The organism is Sneathiella sedimenti, assembly GCF_017313765.1.
GTDB lineage: Bacteria > Pseudomonadota > Alphaproteobacteria > Sneathiellales > Sneathiellaceae > Sneathiella > Sneathiella sedimenti.
This window is the reverse complement of the sequence record NZ_JAFLNC010000001.1, coordinates 1,027,314-1,044,545: the sequence shown is the minus strand read 5'-3', so window position 1 is coordinate 1,044,545 and position 17,232 is coordinate 1,027,314. Positions and strand designations below refer to the sequence as shown.

Here is a 17,232-nt window from a genome sequence, read left to right as displayed (position 1 = left end):
TTGAGGGGCTGGATCGCCTTTTTTCTAATGAAAGCCATTCCCCCCTATTAAGGCGTCGCAGGGCGCGTGTTATCCTGTCGCGGGTTCGCTTTTTAAGCCTACTGTGTATGGTTGCCTTTCCTCTCGGTTTCCTGCTCGATCTGGTAACGTTTGATTTCGAAAGCTATGTCACTCTCGGAATCACACGTATCCTGATGGCCGTTCTTTTTCTCTCGCTTTTCTTCGGGATAAGCAGCGGGGAAACTATGCGGGACGCGTATCGGGCGCTAGGCATTTTCTTTGCGATCCTGCTGACCTTTCAGACGATGTACCAGCCGCTACTGGAAATTACCGATATTTTCGCGGTTACCAACTTCGCCGCCGCGGGGTATCTGTTGTTCCCGTTCCTGATTGTTGGCTGCATCGCCATTTTCCCGCTTACCGTCAAGGAAGCAGTTCTCACGCTGGTTCTGTTTTTCGTCGTGCAGATGCTGATCCTCATTCTGATGCCCGAGAACGCCGATCCGCACCAGCGCCTCGGCATCCTGCTCGTTTTGACGGTTACCGGGTTGCTCTGTACATTCGCCGCCATCAGCCAGCTCCTTTACATGTCGCTGCTGATCGACCAGGCATCTATCGACTCGCTGACCCGTTGCTACAGTCGAAATAGTGGCGAGGAGATTATCGACGTACAGTTCAAGATATCGAAGCGCCAGAACATGCCCTTCTCCCTGGTATTTATTGATCTGGACAGCTTCAAGTCCATAAATGACCGCTACGGTCATGAAGCCGGTGATCGGGTTCTTGCCAATGCCGCGGCGAACATCCGCCGCAACGCACGTGGATCGGATGTTATCGTCCGATGGGGCGGGGAGGAGTTTGTAATCCTTTTGCCGAATACGGATGCCAAAGGGGCACTCAAATCCATCCGAAGACTCCGCAATATCGGCCTTGGAACTCGTCCGGACGGCAAGATGGTAACGGCCAGCTTCGGCATCGTTGATCGACAAGATGTCAATGTCGGGGACTGGTCTGCGCTGGTTGATATAGCGGACAACCAGATGTATGAGGCAAAATCGCGGGGCGGAAATGATATAGCCGTCTATCGCCCAACCGATGATAACGGAAAAGACCCGGAGCAAGAAGATCTGGTGGCGGCCGGATGATTCTTAAAATCCTCTCGGTTGTTTTTATAATCCTGTTTATCGCAAGAATATTATTCGCCCGAAAGCTAAAGGAAATGGGGAAGGCTGCCGACCGCACCCTTAATCTTTTTCTGATCGCCATCGCAATTTATCTCGGACTACAGGCACTGTTTGTATATGCGATGGCATGATACCAGATAGTTAGGCAAGCTGGTGATACAACAGGAGCTCGAATATGTGTGCCACACGAATAGAAACGGATACGATGGGGGAAATCTCGGTCCCCGACGATCGCTACTGGGGAGCACAGACTGAACGATCCCTCAAGAATTTCGAGATCGGAACGGAGCACCTGCCTACCCCCCTTATTCGTGCGCTCGGCCTCCAGAAAAAAGCGGCGACGCTCAGCAATCAAAAGCTGGGACGGCTTGACAACCGGCTCGCGGATGCCATTCTCATGGCCGCCGATGCCGTGATCACCGGAGATCTTCTGGATCATTTCCCATTGGTCATCTGGCAGACAGGATCCGGCACGCAAAGTAATATGAACGCCAACGAGGTGATCGCCAACCGGGCCAACGAAATTCTGGGCGCGCCGCTCGGTTCCAGGAACCCGGTTCACCCCAATGATCATGTCAATATGAGTCAAAGCTCTAACGACAGCTTTCCGACGGCCATGTCCATTGCCGCGGCCGAGCAGGTTACACATCATTTGCTACCTGTGCTCGCTCATCTCCATCAGGCACTACAACAAAAAAGCGAGGCCTTTGCCGATATCATCAAGATCGGCAGGACGCATGCTCAGGACGCGGTCCCCATCACACTCGGCCAAGAGTTTTCGGGTTACGCCAGACAAGTGGAACTCGGCATGGCGCGCCTGAAAGATACACTCCCTCGGGTGATGGAGCTCGCGCAAGGCGGTACTGCTGTCGGCACCGGGTTAAACGCCGCCCCGGGGTTCGCGGACATGTTTGTTTCGACCCTCCGCGAGTTGACCGACCTTCCCTTTACCAGCGCGGAAAACAAGTTTGAGGCGATTGCCGCGCATGATGCCCTGGTGGAGCTTTCCGGTGTTCTGAATGTAATCGCGACAAGCGCCATGAAGATCGCCAATGATATCCGTTTCCTCGCAAGCGGCCCGCGAAGCGGTCTTGGCGAGTTGATCCTGCCAGCGAACGAGCCCGGCTCCTCCATCATGCCGGGCAAGATCAATCCGACCCAGTGCGAGGCCGTCACGCAGGTTTGTGCACAAGTCATGGGCAATCATGTTACCGTCACCATCGCCGGTTCCAACGGTCATTTCGAATTGAATGCCTTTAAGCCGGTAATAATCTTTAATGTCCTGCAATCCATACGGCTTCTGGGCGACGCGCTGCGTAGCTTTACAGATAATTGTGTCGTCGGGATCGAGGCGAACAAAGGCCGCATTGACGATCTCATGGCGCAATCACTGATGCTTGTGACCGCCTTAAATCCACATATCGGCTACGACAATGCCGCCAGGATTGCCAAAAAGGCCTATGCGGACAACAGCAGCCTGAAAGAAGCCGCCCTCGCCCTGGATCTCCTCACCGAGGACCAGTTCAACAACTGGGTCCGACCTGAAGATATGGTGGGGAAATAGTTGGGAGAAAATTGGAGCGGGCGAAGGGAATCGAACCCTCGTCGTAAGCTTGGGAAGCTTCTGCTCTGCCATTGAGCTACGCCCGCGTTCCTTCAGTAAGTACAGAAAGTACAGTTTTTCCGCAACAGAAATTCTTGACAGCCCGTAACCGTCTCGATAAAGATTTTGCCGTGGTGATTTGTGCCGACCGGCTTGCGGCCACGTAAAAGAAACGCTAAAAAGTCGGGGCTCGCAGGAACCCTGATCGATGGTCGGGGTTTTTTTGTGCCTCGAGGATAACATGACTGTTGAAAAAGAAACGGCGCCGGATCGCGCCAGAAACTACCGAACCGCTACAAATCTTGTTCGTGGTGGCACCAAACGCTCCAAGTTTAACGAAACATCCGAAGCGATCTTCATGAATTCGGGCTTTGTCTATGACAGCGCGGAGCAGGCGGCAGGTCGCTTCAAGGGTGAAAACGACGGATTTATCTACTCCCGCTATGCCAATCCGACCCTTTCAATGTTCGAGGAACGCATGATCCTCCTCGAAGACGGCGCGGAGGCTGCGCGCGCGACGGCAAGCGGTATGGCCGCAGTAAATGGCGCGTTGATGTCGCAGCTCAAGGCCGGCGATCATGTGGTGGCGCCCAAGGCGCTCTTTGGTTCCTGCCTCTATATTATCGAGACGATCCTGCCGAGGTTCGGGATTGAAGTCACCTTGATTGACGGGACCGATATTGATCAGTGGAAGCACGCCCTGAATAAAAAAACAGCCTGTGTTTTCTTTGAAACCCCTTCCAATCCTGCCCTCGAGATCATGGATATCGCGGCCATTTCCGACCTTGCCCACAAGGTCGGCGCAAAGGTCATTGTCGATAATGTTTTTGCAACACCGGTGTTGCAGCATCCCCTCACCCTTGGTGCCGATATTGTGGTTTATTCAGCCACCAAGCATATAGATGGGCAAGGGCGGTGCCTGGGCGGTATTGTTCTGGGGTCTGAGGAATTTGTCGAGGACACCCTCGCGCCTTACCTGAAACACACCGGTCCGGCGCTCAGCCCGTTTAATGCCTGGAACCTGCTGAAAGGCCTCGAAACGCTGGAACTGCGCGTCGAAAAACAATGCGACAACGCGGAGAAGGTCGCCACCTTCCTGGAAGGGCATCCGGCCGTCAGCCGCGTCATTTTTCCCGGGAGCGAGTCCCACCGGCAACATGCCCTCGCCAAACAACAAATGGCGCGCGGCGGCACGCTTGTCGCTTTTGAAGTTGCGGGTGGACAGGATGCAGCCTTCGAGGCCCTTAACCGTCTTTCATTGATTGATATCAGTAATAACCTTGGCGATGCAAAATCTCTGATCACGCATCCGACGACGACGACCCATTCCAGCGTAGATGACGCCACCAAACAGGAGCTCGGTATCACGGAAGGGTTATTGAGACTATCCGTCGGACTTGAAGATGCGGACGACCTGATAGACGATCTGGGCTATGCGCTCAGCAGCCAAAAGGATTGAAAATCCGGGCGGCGGAACTAATCACACCGCCGTTCCTTTTTACCCTTTTTTACCGATTTACTGGACAAAGCTGTCCTATGGCGCAATATTCAGGGGACTAAAACCAATCTGATAATCGAGGCAAATGGTGTAGGATATGACGGAGGCTGGCTCCTATAGCAAGATCACGGAAAATGTCCTCGTCTCGGTGACACCTATCTATCTGAGCGATCGCTCCCGCCCGGAAGACGGACTTTATGTCTGGGCCTATCAGGTGAGGATTGAGAATCAGGGAACGCGGACGATTACCCTTAGGCACCGCCATTGGCGCATCACCAACGCAGAAGGACATACGGAAACAGTGGACGGCGAAGGCGTTGTCGGTGAGCAACCTGTTCTTGCGCCTGGCGATATTTATGAATATACCAGCGGAACGCCGCTAACGACGCCATCCGGCATCATGGTCGGCTCTTACGATATGGAATCGGAAGAAGGAACCTTGTTCGCAGTCGACATTCCGGCGTTCTCACTGGATAGCCCGGACGCCATGTCTTCCCTTCACTAAGAGGCGGCGCAGCCCATCCCAGGAAATAATTCAGATATGAACAAACATAGCCACCCAAAAAAACCGACAAAAGATCAGGCAGAAGAGGCCGTGCGGACCCTGATCCGCTGGGCAGGGGATGATCCGGCTCGCGAAGGGTTACTAGGAACGCCGGACCGGGTGACACGATCATATATGGAGTTTTTTGCAGGCTACAACGAAGACCCGGACGCATATCTTTCCCGTACCTTTGAGGAGGTAAACGGATATGATGAAATGGTGGTCCTGAAAGATATCCGGGTCGAGAGCTATTGCGAGCATCACATGGTGCCTATTATCGGTGTAGCCCATGTCGCCTATATGCCCAGCAACCGGGTCGTCGGCATATCAAAGCTGGCGCGTGTCGTGGACGCCTACGCGAAACGCTTGCAAATTCAGGAAAAATTGACTCGGCAGATTGCGGAAACGATCGAGAGGACGCTGCAGCCGAAAGGGGTCGCCGTCATCATCGAAAGCGCCCATCAATGCATGACGACGCGGGGCGTCCATAAAGATGGCGTCACGATGATAACGAGCACGATGCTCGGCATATTCCGCCGATCCGATATTACACGCCGCGAGCTGCTTTCTTTCATCGATAAAGGCTGAGTGCGGCAACGCCGTGTTTAATTTTCGCCTGATTTTCGCCATTAACGGAATTCTTCTCGTATTTATCGGACTCGCCATGCTCGTGCCTGCAGTGGTGGACCTTGCGGACGGAAATAAGGACTGGCAGGTTTTCCTTGTCTCGGCGACAGTAGCGATATTTTTCGGGGGCGGGCTGTTTCTTTCCAACCGAAGTAGCGGCTTGGAACTCGGCAGGCGCCAAGCGTTCATTCTGACCACGGCTGTCTGGATCATCCTGCCTGCGGCCGCGGCCATGCCCTTCGCCTTCAGCGAGATGGACATTCCCTATACGGATGCTTTTTTTGAGGCCATGTCCGGCCTGACGACGACCGGCTCAACGGTTCTGACCGGCCTCGATACGGCGCCGCCCGGCATATTGATGTGGCGGGCGTTGCTCCAGTGGTTCGGTGGCATTGGCATTATCGTCATGGCCATTGCCATCATGCCCTTGCTCCGTGTCGGCGGTATGCAGCTTTTCCGGATGGAAGCCTCGGAAGCCACCTCTGAAAAAGCTTTGCCACGGGTTGCCGATATCGTCAAGGCTATCGGATATATATATCTGGTGCTTAGCCTGATTTGCACGCTTGCCCTTTGGATGACTGGGATGTCGTTGTTCGACGCTGTTACCCATGCGATGACGACAATCTCAACAGGCGGATTTTCCACATCAGATCAATCCGCGGGGGATTTCGAAAGTCCCCTCGTTGAAAGCATCATGGTCGTTTTCATGATTATGGGGGCGCTGCCCTTCCTGATGTACCTGCAGATAGTCAAGGGAAAGCCTGGCAGTTTTCTGACGGACAGCCAGGTCAGGTGGTTTCTATCGATCGTATTGCTCGGCATTCTGGCGATGACTTTCTGGCAAATACGGCATGACGGGATCTCTTTCTGGCTTGCCTTGAGGCATGCCACCTTCAACGTGACGTCGATTATCACCGGCACGGGTTATGCGACGGCCGATTACAGCAGCTGGGGAGGCTTCGGGACGGCGGCCTTTTTCTTTTTCATGTTCGTCGGGGGATGTGCGGGATCGGCATCCTGCAGCATCAAAGTCTTCAGGGTTCAGATTCTTGTTGAAACCGCGCGCTGTCAGCTGATGCAGATGATCCGACCGAGCGCAATCTATAAGCCACGTTATAACGGTCGGGCACTTCCTGAAGAAACCATTGGCTCCGTAACGAGCTTTGTCTTTCTTTTTCTCGTTATATTTGCCCTGCTGACCATCGCCCTGGGTCTTACCGGCTTGGACTTTCTGACGGCACTTTCCAGCGCAGCAACGTCCATCACGAATGTCGGGCCCGGCCTTGGGGAAACAGTCGGGCCTTCGGGGACCTTTAAATCGCTCTCCGATCCGGCGAAATGGCTGATGTCTCTCGGCATGTTACTCGGTCGGCTTGAGCTTTTCACGGTGCTCGTATTGTTTTCGAGGCGGTTCTGGCAGCGCTAACCTGTCAGGCTTTTTCTTTCGGCAAATAGAGCGCCTTCACCCAGTTTGTCATGCGACCAAAATCCTCCTGAATTATCAGCAAAGCCGGTACCAGGAAAAGGACAAGGAACGTCGCGGCCATTAATCCGAACACCAGGGTAATGGCCATGGGAATCAGGAACTGTGCCTGCAGGCTGGTCTCGAATAGCAAGGGAGTCAGGCCGCCGATCGTCGTCAGCGAGGTTAGCAGTACCGCCCGCAAGCGATCGCATGTTCCATCGATCACTGCCTCCAAATAGGCTTGGCCCTTGGTCAGCCGCTCTTCAATAACGCTGACCAAAATAATGGAGTTATTGACCAATATCCCGGAGAGGCCGAGCAGCGCAATCATGGAAAGGATCGTGAGATTGAACCCAAGCAAATAGTGACCAAGGATAGCACCCACCAAACCGAATGGAATGATCGACATCACAACAACAGGCCGCCAATAAGACGAAAACACCCAGGCCAGGATGAGATAGATCGCGGAGAGCCCGATTATCGCGCCGAACTGTATATCCGCAATAGTCTCCGCCTGCTCTTCCGATTTACCGGCAAAACGGTATTTCAGATCATTTGTCACGGCAATCGCGTCTAGACCGCCTTGGGGCAGAGCGGCCAGTACCTGATCTGATGATGTAAGATTCTCATCTATTTCTGCTGTTATGGCGACTTCTCGCACCCCGTCTTCGCGCTTGATCCGGGCAAAACCGGCCTGGGTACGTTCGGTAACAACTGCAGACAGCGGCACCTCTATGCCCGCTGCGCTTTTCAGGTAGAAATCACGCAGGGCACTTGCGGAAATCTGGTCACGGGGTAATTGTACCCGTACCGTTACTTCTTCATCACCACGCGCAAATTTTCGGGCGATCACACCTTCAAACCCGGCCCGTACCTGGGAGGCAATATCCTCGGTCGAAAACCCGAGAGCCCGGCCACGCGGCGTGAGATCAAGAATAATTTCCTGCTTGCCATGTGGCAGGTCATCCTCGATATCCGAGATCCCGCGAAATTGCCTAAGAAGATCTTTTACCTCCTCCGCTGCGTCTTTCAACGCGTCGACGTCATCGCCCTTCAATCGTATATCCAGTTCACGACCTGGCGGGCCACCAATCCTTTCAGTCAGAGCAATTCGTTGCAGTCCGGGCATTTCCCTGATTTCCTTTCGCCAGGCCTTGACGAAATCCGCGGTTCTTACATCCCGAAGATCCGCTGAGATGAGTTCCGCCATCAGGCCGCCGCGATTGTCTCCGGAAACGGAGCTGAACTGATCGCCTGTACTGATGCCAATCTTGCCCAGCGCCATGACAATCAGGCCCCCGTCTCCATCCGTCAGGTCTTTCTCGGCCTTATACAGCGCGCGCTCCAACTCCCGCACCATGTCTTCTGTATTGCTACGGGCGCTGCCGGGGGCGAAAACAATATTGGCATTGACCACATTGGCCTCTGGGGACGGGAAGAAGTTAAACCCGATCCGCCCGCCGAGGAAAAAGCCGAATGCAATGATCAGCATGGCAATAGCGGTTGCGAGTGTCGCATACCGCCAATTCACCGCGAGTTCCACAAGGCGCCTGAACATGTGGGTCTGGAAATAGTGGAATTTTTTATCCAAGCTCAGGCGCAGCTTGCTAGCGCCTTTTCCGCCAGAGCGGAGCGCATGTCGCATATGGCCCGGCAGGATCAGGAAGCACTCGATCAGGCTGGCAATCAACACCGACACAACAACAGCCGGAATGGCCCGGATAATTTGGCCGATAACGTCCCCGATCAGGAATATCGGTAGAAAGGCAGCGATCGTTGTCAGGCTGGAGGCAAGTACCGGGGTCAGCATCCGAAGTGCTCCTCGCTCCGCCGCTTCAGCCGCAGATAGACCGGACGACCGCAGATAGGACGCATGCTCCCCGACGACAATTGCGTCATCAACAATAATTCCGAGTGACATAATGATCGCGAACAGGCTGATCATATTGATTGATTGCCCTGTCAGGAGCATGACACCTGCAGTCGCAAATATCGCAACCGGAATTCCCGCCGCGACCCAAAATGCAACCCGAACATTGAGGAAGATAAACAAGATGATCAAGACTAGCGCCAAGCCACTTGCGCCGTTGTTCAGCAATAGCCATATCCGGTCTTCAATCAGGCTTGCCTGCACGTCGTACTGCTTTATTTCAAGTTCAGCCGGCCAGCGCCCTTTTTCCCTCTCGAAATAGTCGGAAACTATTTTCGCCGCTTTCAAAGCATCCGTAGACTGGGCCCGTTGAATACTAATCTCGATCGCGGTTCGGCCGTGATGCAGGCCGGTTGCCCCCTTTTCTGCAAAGCGGTCACGGACGTTGGCAAAGTCCCGCAAATAAACTTTCTGCCCATCATCAAAGGACTTGATCTCCAGCGCCCCAAGCGACTTCGCGTTGGTTTTTTGCTCGAGCGATCTTAATTGCCGTTCAAAACTGCCGGACACGGTACCGAGCGGGACATCCTGGGAATTTTCTCGAATGATGGCGGCAATATCCGTGAGACTGAGATTAAGTCTGCGCAAGTCCCGCTTATCGACATCAACCCAGATTTCCTCATCTCGCGCGCCAAACAGGGTAATCTTGTCAATTCCGAGATCCAGAAGATCATCGCGCATGGTTTTAGCGATCTGCTTGAGGGCTTCCTCGGAATACGGGCCAGAGACCGAAAGCCGGGCAATGGGATCATAGATAACGAAACGCTTTATAATGGGAGTCTCGATAGTGTCAGGAAAGGTTGTGATTTGTCCAACCCCTTGCTCGACATCCGAAAGTGCCGCCTGCATGTCCGTTCCGGGTTCAAACTCCACAACGATCACGCTGCTGCCCTCAACGGAGTAGGATGTGACACGCTTGACCCCATTGAGAAAGCGAACCTCTGGCAGTATCGCCGTCGTAATGTTACTGTCGACATCCTCCGCGCTCGCACCGGGCCAGACAATGCTGGTGGTGATCACCTCGGTACCGAAGTCCGGAAAAAACTGCGTGTTGAGCCGATAGATTGACGCGACCCCGATGACGATCATCATGATCATCAGAAGATTGGCGGCATTCTTGTGACGGACAAATATCTTAACGAGGCGGCTAAGATCCATCAGCGTATTTCCACCTTCAGATTAGGTCCGATCTCGGGCAGCCTGCTCGTCACGACAAGCTCTCCCTCATTGATATCTCCCCTGACAAACACCTCGCCGCCGTTTCGCGCAACGATGTCAATCATGCGGGGCTCTAATCGACCCTCTTTCACAACATACACTTTGGCGTCTTCATAAATGCCACTGTCGGGAAGCTTGGCGACACTGGAATAGCGATTGCCGGACAAAACCACCTCGACGAAGGCCCCCGGGCGGAGAAGCGGCGTATATTCGTTCGCCTCCAGAACGGCAAATACCTCCACTCCGCCGGTCTCAGAACTTATTTCCGGGCTGAGACGGGCCACCTGCCCATTAAAGACAAGCTCGCTATCTCCGGATAGCCAAGACACGGTGACTGGGCGGCCGACTATGCCGGCGCTGCTGCCCAGAAGTAGGCCAAACTGGCTGTCAGAGAGTAAAAAGCGCGCTTCCATCTGGGCGGCATCTATCAGCCTCGCCACCTTATCGCTCGCCCCGATATTCTTGCCAAATTCTGCACTTACTTCCGTGAGATAGCCTCTAAAGGGTGCGCGGAGGCTGGTATTCGTCACGTCACGTTCGGCGCGCCTGACCCCCACCTCAATCCGGTCAATGACAGCACGCTGCTGACTAATACGGGGCTTAATGATATCAAGCTGCGCTTCGCGCAATTCAACTGTCAGACGCTGACGGCTAAGCGCCGATCTGGCATCATCCAGAGATTTTATCGAGATGTTGCCCCTTTTGGCGAGGCTATCCGATCTTTCGACATTACGTATTTCCCGTTCCAGCACTTCGCGTTCGCGCTCCAGTGCCGTCACCTCCGACTTTTGCAACGCCAACAGTTCATTAAGGCGCGCCTGTGCTTCGAGTAGGGAAGCCTTGCTCTCATTGAGCTTTGCCTCAAACTCAAATGAATCAACACGGACGAGCAAATCCCCCTTATTAAGAAGTGCCCCTTCACGGAAATTATCGCTGACCTCGATCACCTCGCCACCGACCAGCGATCTCAATTCGACATCACGCACGGCTTTCAATGAACCATAGAGATTTAGGTCGACGGATTGATCCTTTATCACAATGGGGATCGCCGCAACTGTCCAGATCCGCTCTTCCACGATTTCTGGTTCGATTACAGGCTTTGTCGCAACAAGATAAGCGGTCAACGCCGCCCCTGCACCCAAAATAAGAAGCGGCAACAGTATCTTGAGCACAAGCTTCACGCCTTTATCCTTTTGTTGTCAGGCCGCTATATTCTCCAAGGTTAACGGACCGCAATATCATTTCCGTCGTAATATTCTTAATTTTCTGAATTTCGGAGGGCCCGATCGACGTCCATCCCAAGCGCGCCTTCACCAATTCCTCATTCAGCGCGTACTGCAAACAGAGTGATAAGATAGCATTGGCTTCGAGTTTGACTTTCTCGCTCGTCGGCGAGTCCCCGGAAATCTTGGCAATCAGAATTCCCAACAAGTCATGAATAACATCAACATGCCCTTCCATAAGAATCTGGAAGCATTCCGTCGGCATTTCCGTTTCCCGCTTTAGTAGCCGCATTTTCCACCTTGTGGACGGAGAAAACGCGCTATCCACAACTCGGGAAACAAAAATTGCTATAAAATCGGCATAGGCTTTTCGATCATCCCGCGCCGCCGTCAACTGGTTTTCCAACAATATGGCCAGCCCGACGCGAACGGGTTTCAGGTCCTGGATGATTTTGCGGAATATCGCGCGGTGAAGCCCTTCCTTGTTTTCGAAATGATAGGAAATTGCGGAAAGATTAACGCCCGCGGCAGACGCAATTTCGCGCGTCGAAACTGCATCAAATGGCCGCTCCGAAAATAGCCGTCCTGCTGCTTCTATCATCCGGTCGGATGCTGTTTGTGTTGTTTCTGGCATAGGATTAGGTCAGTCGTTTGAACTCAAGATAACGCTACGGCAAGCAATTCGCAAATACAAGTGCGATCAGTCGGCAGGAGCAGAAATCAGCGTTGCTTCTCAGGGCAAAGGACAAGGCCCTAGCGCAAATATTCTCCCATGAAGGTCCGGATATTCTTTTCCATTTCCTTATCGAACGCCCGCATCAAAGCTTCAACCTGGTTGAAATAGGTTTTTTCCCGCTCATTCAGCGAGATCCCTTCAGGTACCGATTTCGAGCGCGTCGCCTCCGCCGTGACAAAAGCGGAAGAGCCGGAGATTTCGGTGATTTTTAGCTCCACGAGAAGATGAAACACATAGAGTTCCGACTGGTCCTTCGTGATCAGCCCTTTCAGGCCGGTATCCTTTTCAAGACCCTTTTCAATCGCGCTGGCATCCTTGATGGTAATCGTCGCGACCGCGCCACTGTTTCCCGTCGTACGCAACCGGTCCCGCACCCAGTTACGCACCGACTGGTCAATGGACACAGGGAGTTCATGCTCTACGTGAGGATGCTTCAACGGCGGTGTGAATTCATCGACAATCTTGATTTCACCGACATTCAGGTAAAGCGGATTCAAATGCTGAAAAGTGATTTCAGGGTACACCGGATTGGGTGGCGCATCCACGCACCCAAACAGAGCGGTCGTCATGAGAAGGGATAGGGTTGTCAGAAAGCGACGGAGGCCGGTCATTTTACTCTCACCTTTTCAAAGGATTGAACCGTCCCCACTCTATTACGGTCCTTCAACCAAATTCAAGCCTCTGATTGGGACAAGAAGCGTAATCCCACGTCAACTGATATCTTCAACCCGGATTTCATATTTACTGGAGCAGAACTGGCAATCCGCAGTGATCACACCGTCATCTGCCATGTCCTCCAGATCCTCACCGGCGAAGGTTTTCAGGGTATTCATCACCCGTTCGGCACTGCAGCTGCACTGATCAACAAGTTGCAGTGGGTCGTAGAGCCAAACTCCATCTTCATGAAACAGCTTGTAAAGCAATTCTGCCGATTTGAGAATCGGGCTCGTCAGCTCCTCCGGCGTGATCGTTCCGGCGAGGGCCTGGGCATTTCGCCAGTTTTCTTCCTCCCGGTCCTGATTGAACTCTGTCGCATTTTCATCCGGCAACCGCTGGATCATCAGTCCGCCGGCGCGCCAGTTTCCATCGACCTTTTCGACCGCAACGCGTAGGAGTGTGTCTATCTGCTCGGATTTATCGAAATAGTTTTCCATGCAGTCGGCAAGGTTTTCCCCTTCCAGATCAACAATGCCCTGATATCTTTTATGTTCTTCGCCCGCGTCGATGGTAAAGGCGGCATAACCTTTGCCAAGATAGTTCTCAACATTCATCGGGGTATTTCCCGAGGTAAGGAGGTCAAGCTTTTCCTGCTCAAAGGAGGCATAGCCACGCATATTTCCCGGGGTCGTCATATCCGCCGCGACCATACTTATGGCCCCATCGCCCTTGGTCTGGACCGTGAATATGCCATCGAACTTGAGAGCACCGCCCAACATCGCAGCCAGTACGATCCCCTCCCCTAGGAACTTTGCCACCTCATCCGGATAACCATGCCGCTTCAGGATAGAATCAACGACATTCCCCATTCGCACAATCCGTCCGCGCACGCCCGCCTTTGCCATTTGAAAAGGCTGGATGAGATCGTCGGTAATTATTTTCTGACCATCATGGGCCATGTGTTGTCTCTCACAAATTTACAGGAATGTCAGGCGCCGAGGCACCAACGAAGAACCGCTTTTTGCGCATGCAGGCGATTTTCCGCCTCATCAAAAATCACTGACTGCGGGCCATCCATAACACCGGCCGTTGCCTCCTCGTCACGATGGGCAGGCAGGCAGTGCATAAAGATCGCATCGGACGACGCACGCGCCATCAGATTTTCATCCACCTGATAAGGCATCAACAGGTTATGGCGATTGGCGACATCATCCCCCATGGAAACCCAGGTATCCGCAACTATGCAATGGGCGCCCGACGCCGCTTCCGCCGCATCCCGGGTGACATGGACCTTCGCGCCGACATCTTTTGCCCAGGCGAGCGCCTTCAGGTCCGGAGACAATTCTTCGGGGCAGGCAATGCGAAACTCGAAATCAAACAGGCCGGCCGCATGGATCCAGGACGTCACCATATTGTTGCCATCGCCACACCAGGTGACAATCTTGTCCTTGATCGGGCCACGCTGTTCTTCAAAGGTCATGACATCGGCCATGAGCTGGCAAGGATGGCTTCCGTTGGTCAGGCCATTAATGACCGGCACAGTCGCATTTTCCGCAAGCTCAAGCAGTTTCGCATGCTCATCAGTCCGAAGCATGATCGCGTCGACATAGCGCGACAATACACGCGCGGTATCGGCAATCGTTTCCCCGCGCCCAAGCTGCATATCATTGCCGTTAAGAACAATGGTATGGCCGCCGAGCTGACGCATTGCCATATCGAAAGAGACTCGGGTTCGGGTCGAGGGAAACTCAAAAATTGCCGCAAGCGTCAATCCCGCAAGCGGTGTTACCTTATCTTCCGTCCCCTTCGGCAAGCCTGCACGCTGTTGCTTCAGCGTAATACCGTCATCAATAATATGCCGTAAATCGGTCTTCGATAACTCATTCAAATCCAGAAAATGTTGTGGCTTAGCCATTTTCAAGCTCCGTACAGGCTTCATCCAGAAGACCAATAAATTCAGATATCTGCGCATCCTCGACAATAAGTGGCGGCAGCAGGCGAACCACATTGTCGCCCCCTTTCGCCGTTAGCACGCCAAGCTCAAGCAGCTTGCTGCCAACTTGCGTGTTCTCGACTTTACATTTCAGCCCGAGATGCAGGCCAATGCCACGTATTTCCTCTAGAATGTCGGGATGGCGGTCAACAACGCCGGCAAGCCCCTGCTTGAGGTGATTTCCCATCTGTTGGACATGATCAAGGAAACCTTCTTCCGTCATCACATCGACAACAGCACCCGCCACAGCCATGGCAAGTGGATTGCCGCCATAAGTAGACCCATGGCTGCCAACCGTCATGGCCTTCGCGACCTTTTCGACCGCCAGGCAGGCGCCAACAGGAAACCCGCCCCCAAGCGCCTTTGCGGACGTCAGGATATCCGGGGTGATTCCCGCATGCTCATGAGCGAACAGCTTGCCCGTCCGCCCCATACCGGTCTGGATTTCATCCAGCATCAACAGCAGGTCATGTTCGTCACACAGCTCACGAAGGGCACGCATGAACTCGACCTCCACTACCTGAATACCGCCCTCACCGAGAACAGGCTCTATCAGGATAGCCGCCGTTTCATCTGTTATCGCTGCCTTGACCTTTTCAATATCACCAACGGGGACATGATCAAAGCCCTCTACCGCTGGGCCAAAACCGTCCAGCAGCTTTTGCTGACCGGCCGCGGCGATGGTTGCAAGCGTCCGCCCGTGAAAGGAGTTTTCAAAAGCGATAACACGGTATTTTTCAGGATGCCCATTCGCGCTGAAGTACTTCCGCACCATCTTGAGGCCGCATTCGTTCGCTTCCGCCCCCGAGTTACAGAAATAGGCGGCATCGGCAAAAGTCGCCTTAACCAGCTTCTCGGCAAGCTCCTCCTGTCCCGGAATGCGAAACAGATTGGAGACGTGCCACACTTTGGATGCCTGATCGGTCAATGCCGCAACAAGCTTCGGATGGGCATGACCCAGCGCGCACACGGCTACGCCGGCCGCGAAATCCAGGTATCGTCGCCCGTCATTCCCATAGAGATACATGCCTTCCCCTTTTTCAAAGGAAAGGTCAGCAGGTGCATAGTTTGATAACAACGCAGGAATCATATGCTTTCTCCACGAAACGACAGGGCATACGGCCAAATTCCGCTGCCAGAAAGCGCGAAAGTATTGACAGGAGAGCGGTTTCTGTCAATCAAACTCTTGTGCTTGAGACAATATTTTCAGGCTTTCAGGCGATATCCACTTTTTATCAGCGCCCAGACCGCAATATAGAGCAGAATATCAAGCACAGCGATCGATACGGCGCCAACCAAAATGCTGCTGTCGGACGTTCCAATAAAGCCATATCGGAACCCGTCAATCATGTAGAAAAAGGGGTTGAGATGGCTGATTTGGTACCAGACGCCCGTGAGCCGGTCGATGGAGTAAAAGGTGCCCGAGAGAAACGATAGGGGCATGATAATAAAGTTTGTCATCGCGGCCATATGATCGAACTTCTCCGACACGATCCCCGCAATCATTCCAAGCAAGGAGAGCATCAGGCCCGCCCCGACGAGGTAAAAGATGATAGCGGCCCAGGAATGAACCGAAAAATCAATTAGAATCCACATGACAAGGCCGACCACCAGGGCGACCGTCAATCCCCTCGCAAGACCGGACAAAACGAATGCCAGCGTTAATTCAGCAGCGGAAAGCGGCGGCATCAGTATGTCGACTATATTTCCCTGAATTTTTGAAATCAGGATAGAGGAAGAAGTGTTGGCGAAGGAATTCTGGATCACCGCCATCATAATCAGCCCGGGGGCCAGAAAATTCGCGTATGAAACCTCGCCCACATACCGCTCTCCGCTCCCAAAGGCGAGGGTGAAGATCGCCAGAAACAGAATTGTCGTCATCATCGGTGCCAGCACGGTTTGCAACGGCACTTTGAGGAAACGGCGTACTTCCTTCCAAAGCAGGGTGGAGAGCCCCTGCCAGTTTGCAAGGCCAATCCTGGAACCCATCCGGGATAGGGCCCCGGGGTTACGTACGTCTTTATGAGTAGTCGTTTCAAATGTCATGGAGCCTAGATATTCAATTGCCAGCGTACAGGCAAGCTTTCAATTGCGAAGTCGACTGCCACGCAATCAACGGCTAGCATCCCAATCCCCCTTACGCTAAATTTGTTGTCGTTAAGATGACCCCCAATAAATTCCGGAGAATAACAAAAAATGCCTGTCGAGATTTTCCATAACCCGCGTTGCAGCAAATCCAGACAAACCCTCGCACTCCTGCAGGAAAAAGGTATCGAGCCCGTTATAATCGAGTATCTCTCATCTCCGCCGACAAAGGAACGACTGGTGGCAACTCTGAAACTGCTGGATATGAAACCTCGCGATCTCATGCGCAAAGGGGAAGCGGAATACAAGGACAATAACCTTGGAGATCCATCACTCAGCGATGACGCTCTCCTTCAGGCCATGGTGGATTTTCCGAAGTTGATTGAGCGTCCCATCGTCTTCGCCAATGGCAAGGCACGAATTGGCCGGCCACCAGAATCGGTCCTTGAAATCCTGTAAGCTGGAATAT

At 53.3% G+C, this 17,232-nt stretch carries 16 protein-coding genes, 1 tRNA gene and 1 riboswitch; of the genes, 8 read left to right on the top strand and 9 right to left on the bottom strand.

The window, feature by feature from the left end:
• Positions 1-107: 107 nt before the first annotated feature.
• The 3 genes from J0X12_RS04990 to fumC are packed head-to-tail and all read left to right on the top strand — an operon-like array spanning position 108 to position 2,748.
• The gene (locus J0X12_RS04990; protein WP_207042869.1) at positions 108-1,145 is read left to right on the top strand and encodes a GGDEF domain-containing protein; all 1,038 of its coding nucleotides are present in this window, start codon (positions 108-110) and stop codon (positions 1,143-1,145) included.
• The gene (locus tag J0X12_RS04985; protein ID WP_207042867.1) at positions 1,142-1,315 is read left to right on the top strand and encodes a hypothetical protein; all 174 of its coding nucleotides are present in this window, start codon (positions 1,142-1,144) and stop codon (positions 1,313-1,315) included. The genes J0X12_RS04990 and J0X12_RS04985 overlap by 4 nt, the downstream gene beginning before the upstream one ends.
• Positions 1,316-1,359: 44 nt before the next feature.
• Positions 1,360-2,748 (top strand): class II fumarate hydratase, encoded by a 1,389-nt coding sequence (gene fumC / locus J0X12_RS04980; RefSeq protein ID WP_207042863.1) that lies wholly within the window; start codon positions 1,360-1,362, stop codon positions 2,746-2,748.
• Between the two features lie 12 nt (positions 2,749-2,760).
• On the opposite strand, the gene J0X12_RS04975 is transcribed toward fumC, so the two are convergent.
• A tRNA-Gly gene (locus J0X12_RS04975) sits at positions 2,761-2,834 on the bottom strand.
• 74 nt (positions 2,835-2,908) lie between these two features.
• Positions 2,909-2,986, top strand: a riboswitch (SAM riboswitch).
• Positions 2,987-3,028: 42 nt separating this feature from the next.
• Here J0X12_RS04975 and metZ point away from each other — a divergent pair.
• The 4 genes from metZ (at position 3,029) to J0X12_RS04955 (ending at position 6,882) form a co-directional block, all read left to right on the top strand.
• On the top strand, positions 3,029-4,246 hold the full coding sequence (gene metZ, locus J0X12_RS04970; RefSeq protein WP_207042862.1) for an O-succinylhomoserine sulfhydrylase: 1,218 nt from the start codon (positions 3,029-3,031) through the stop codon (positions 4,244-4,246).
• Between the two features lie 136 nt (positions 4,247-4,382).
• Positions 4,383-4,790 carry a Co2+/Mg2+ efflux protein ApaG gene (gene apaG / locus J0X12_RS04965; RefSeq protein WP_207042861.1) on the top strand — a complete coding sequence of 136 codons (408 nt, stop codon included), beginning with the start codon at positions 4,383-4,385 and terminating at the stop codon, positions 4,788-4,790.
• Between the two features lie 36 nt (positions 4,791-4,826).
• Positions 4,827-5,417, top strand: coding sequence for a GTP cyclohydrolase I FolE (gene folE, locus J0X12_RS04960; RefSeq protein ID WP_207042859.1), 591 nt, complete (start codon positions 4,827-4,829; stop codon positions 5,415-5,417).
• Between the two features lie 13 nt (positions 5,418-5,430).
• On the top strand, positions 5,431-6,882 hold the full coding sequence (locus J0X12_RS04955) for a potassium transporter TrkG (protein ID WP_207042857.1): 1,452 nt from the start codon (positions 5,431-5,433) through the stop codon (positions 6,880-6,882).
• 4 nt (positions 6,883-6,886) lie between these two features.
• Here J0X12_RS04955 and J0X12_RS04950 read toward each other — a convergent pair whose 3' ends face one another.
• The 8 genes from J0X12_RS04950 to J0X12_RS04915 form a co-directional block, all read right to left on the bottom strand.
• A complete protein-coding gene (locus J0X12_RS04950; protein ID WP_207042855.1) occupies positions 6,887-10,009 on the bottom strand; it encodes an efflux RND transporter permease subunit in 3,123 nt (1,040 codons plus the stop codon).
• Positions 10,009-11,250 carry an efflux RND transporter periplasmic adaptor subunit gene (locus tag J0X12_RS17565; protein WP_207042852.1) on the bottom strand — a complete coding sequence of 414 codons (1,242 nt, stop codon included), beginning with the start codon at positions 11,248-11,250 and terminating at the stop codon, positions 10,009-10,011. The genes J0X12_RS04950 and J0X12_RS17565 overlap by 1 nt, the downstream gene beginning before the upstream one ends.
• A 4-nt stretch (positions 11,251-11,254) precedes the next feature.
• Positions 11,255-11,926, bottom strand: a complete 672-nt coding sequence (locus J0X12_RS04940; RefSeq protein WP_207042850.1) for a CerR family C-terminal domain-containing protein — start codon at positions 11,924-11,926, stop codon at positions 11,255-11,257.
• Between the two features lie 119 nt (positions 11,927-12,045).
• The gene (locus tag J0X12_RS04935) at positions 12,046-12,639 is read right to left on the bottom strand and encodes a hypothetical protein (RefSeq protein WP_207042849.1); all 594 of its coding nucleotides are present in this window, start codon (positions 12,637-12,639) and stop codon (positions 12,046-12,048) included.
• Positions 12,640-12,738: 99 nt separating this feature from the next.
• The gene (locus tag J0X12_RS04930; RefSeq protein WP_207042848.1) at positions 12,739-13,644 is read right to left on the bottom strand and encodes an Hsp33 family molecular chaperone HslO; all 906 of its coding nucleotides are present in this window, start codon (positions 13,642-13,644) and stop codon (positions 12,739-12,741) included.
• A 29-nt stretch (positions 13,645-13,673) separates the two neighbouring features.
• Entirely contained in the window at positions 13,674-14,600 is a 927-nt protein-coding gene (gene argF / locus J0X12_RS04925; protein ID WP_207042847.1) for an ornithine carbamoyltransferase, read from the bottom strand.
• Positions 14,593-15,768: an aspartate aminotransferase family protein gene (locus J0X12_RS04920; RefSeq protein WP_207042846.1), complete on the bottom strand. Its 1,176-nt coding sequence runs from the start codon at positions 15,766-15,768 to the stop codon at positions 14,593-14,595. The genes argF and J0X12_RS04920 overlap by 8 nt, the downstream gene beginning before the upstream one ends.
• A 116-nt stretch (positions 15,769-15,884) precedes the next feature.
• A complete protein-coding gene (locus J0X12_RS04915; RefSeq protein ID WP_207042845.1) occupies positions 15,885-16,724 on the bottom strand; it encodes an ABC transporter permease in 840 nt (279 codons plus the stop codon).
• Between the two features lie 150 nt (positions 16,725-16,874).
• Here J0X12_RS04915 and arsC point away from each other — a divergent pair, with 150 nt between their 5' ends.
• Complete coding sequence (gene arsC, locus J0X12_RS04910) at positions 16,875-17,222, top strand: arsenate reductase (glutaredoxin) (protein ID WP_207042844.1); 348 nt, start codon at positions 16,875-16,877, stop codon at positions 17,220-17,222.
• Positions 17,223-17,232: the final 10 nt, after the last annotated feature.

What these genes read in the sequence shown, in the direction of transcription:
- J0X12_RS04990 (WP_207042869.1), top strand. Translation starts at nt 108, where the DNA reads ATGGTTGCCTTTCCTCTCGGTTTCCTGCTCGATCTGGTAACGTTTGAT.
- J0X12_RS04985 (WP_207042867.1), top strand. Translation starts at nt 1,142, where the DNA reads ATGATTCTTAAAATCCTCTCGGTTGTTTTTATAATCCTGTTTATCGCA.
- fumC (WP_207042863.1), top strand. Translation starts at nt 1,360, where the DNA reads ATGTGTGCCACACGAATAGAAACGGATACGATGGGGGAAATCTCGGTC.
- metZ (WP_207042862.1), top strand. Translation starts at nt 3,029, where the DNA reads ATGACTGTTGAAAAAGAAACGGCGCCGGATCGCGCCAGAAACTACCGA.
- apaG (WP_207042861.1), top strand. Translation starts at nt 4,383, where the DNA reads ATGACGGAGGCTGGCTCCTATAGCAAGATCACGGAAAATGTCCTCGTC.
- folE (WP_207042859.1), top strand. Translation starts at nt 4,827, where the DNA reads ATGAACAAACATAGCCACCCAAAAAAACCGACAAAAGATCAGGCAGAA.
- J0X12_RS04950 (WP_207042855.1), bottom strand. Translation starts at nt 10,009, where the DNA reads ATGGATCTTAGCCGCCTCGTTAAGATATTTGTCCGTCACAAGAATGCC.
- J0X12_RS04940 (WP_207042850.1), bottom strand. Translation starts at nt 11,926, where the DNA reads ATGCCAGAAACAACACAAACAGCATCCGACCGGATGATAGAAGCAGCA.
- J0X12_RS04935 (WP_207042849.1), bottom strand. Translation starts at nt 12,639, where the DNA reads ATGACCGGCCTCCGTCGCTTTCTGACAACCCTATCCCTTCTCATGACG.
- J0X12_RS04930 (WP_207042848.1), bottom strand. Translation starts at nt 13,644, where the DNA reads ATGGCCCATGATGGTCAGAAAATAATTACCGACGATCTCATCCAGCCT.
- argF (WP_207042847.1), bottom strand. Translation starts at nt 14,600, where the DNA reads ATGGCTAAGCCACAACATTTTCTGGATTTGAATGAGTTATCGAAGACC.
- J0X12_RS04920 (WP_207042846.1), bottom strand. Translation starts at nt 15,768, where the DNA reads ATGATTCCTGCGTTGTTATCAAACTATGCACCTGCTGACCTTTCCTTT.
- J0X12_RS04915 (WP_207042845.1), bottom strand. Translation starts at nt 16,724, where the DNA reads ATGACATTTGAAACGACTACTCATAAAGACGTACGTAACCCCGGGGCC.
- arsC (WP_207042844.1), top strand. Translation starts at nt 16,875, where the DNA reads ATGCCTGTCGAGATTTTCCATAACCCGCGTTGCAGCAAATCCAGACAA.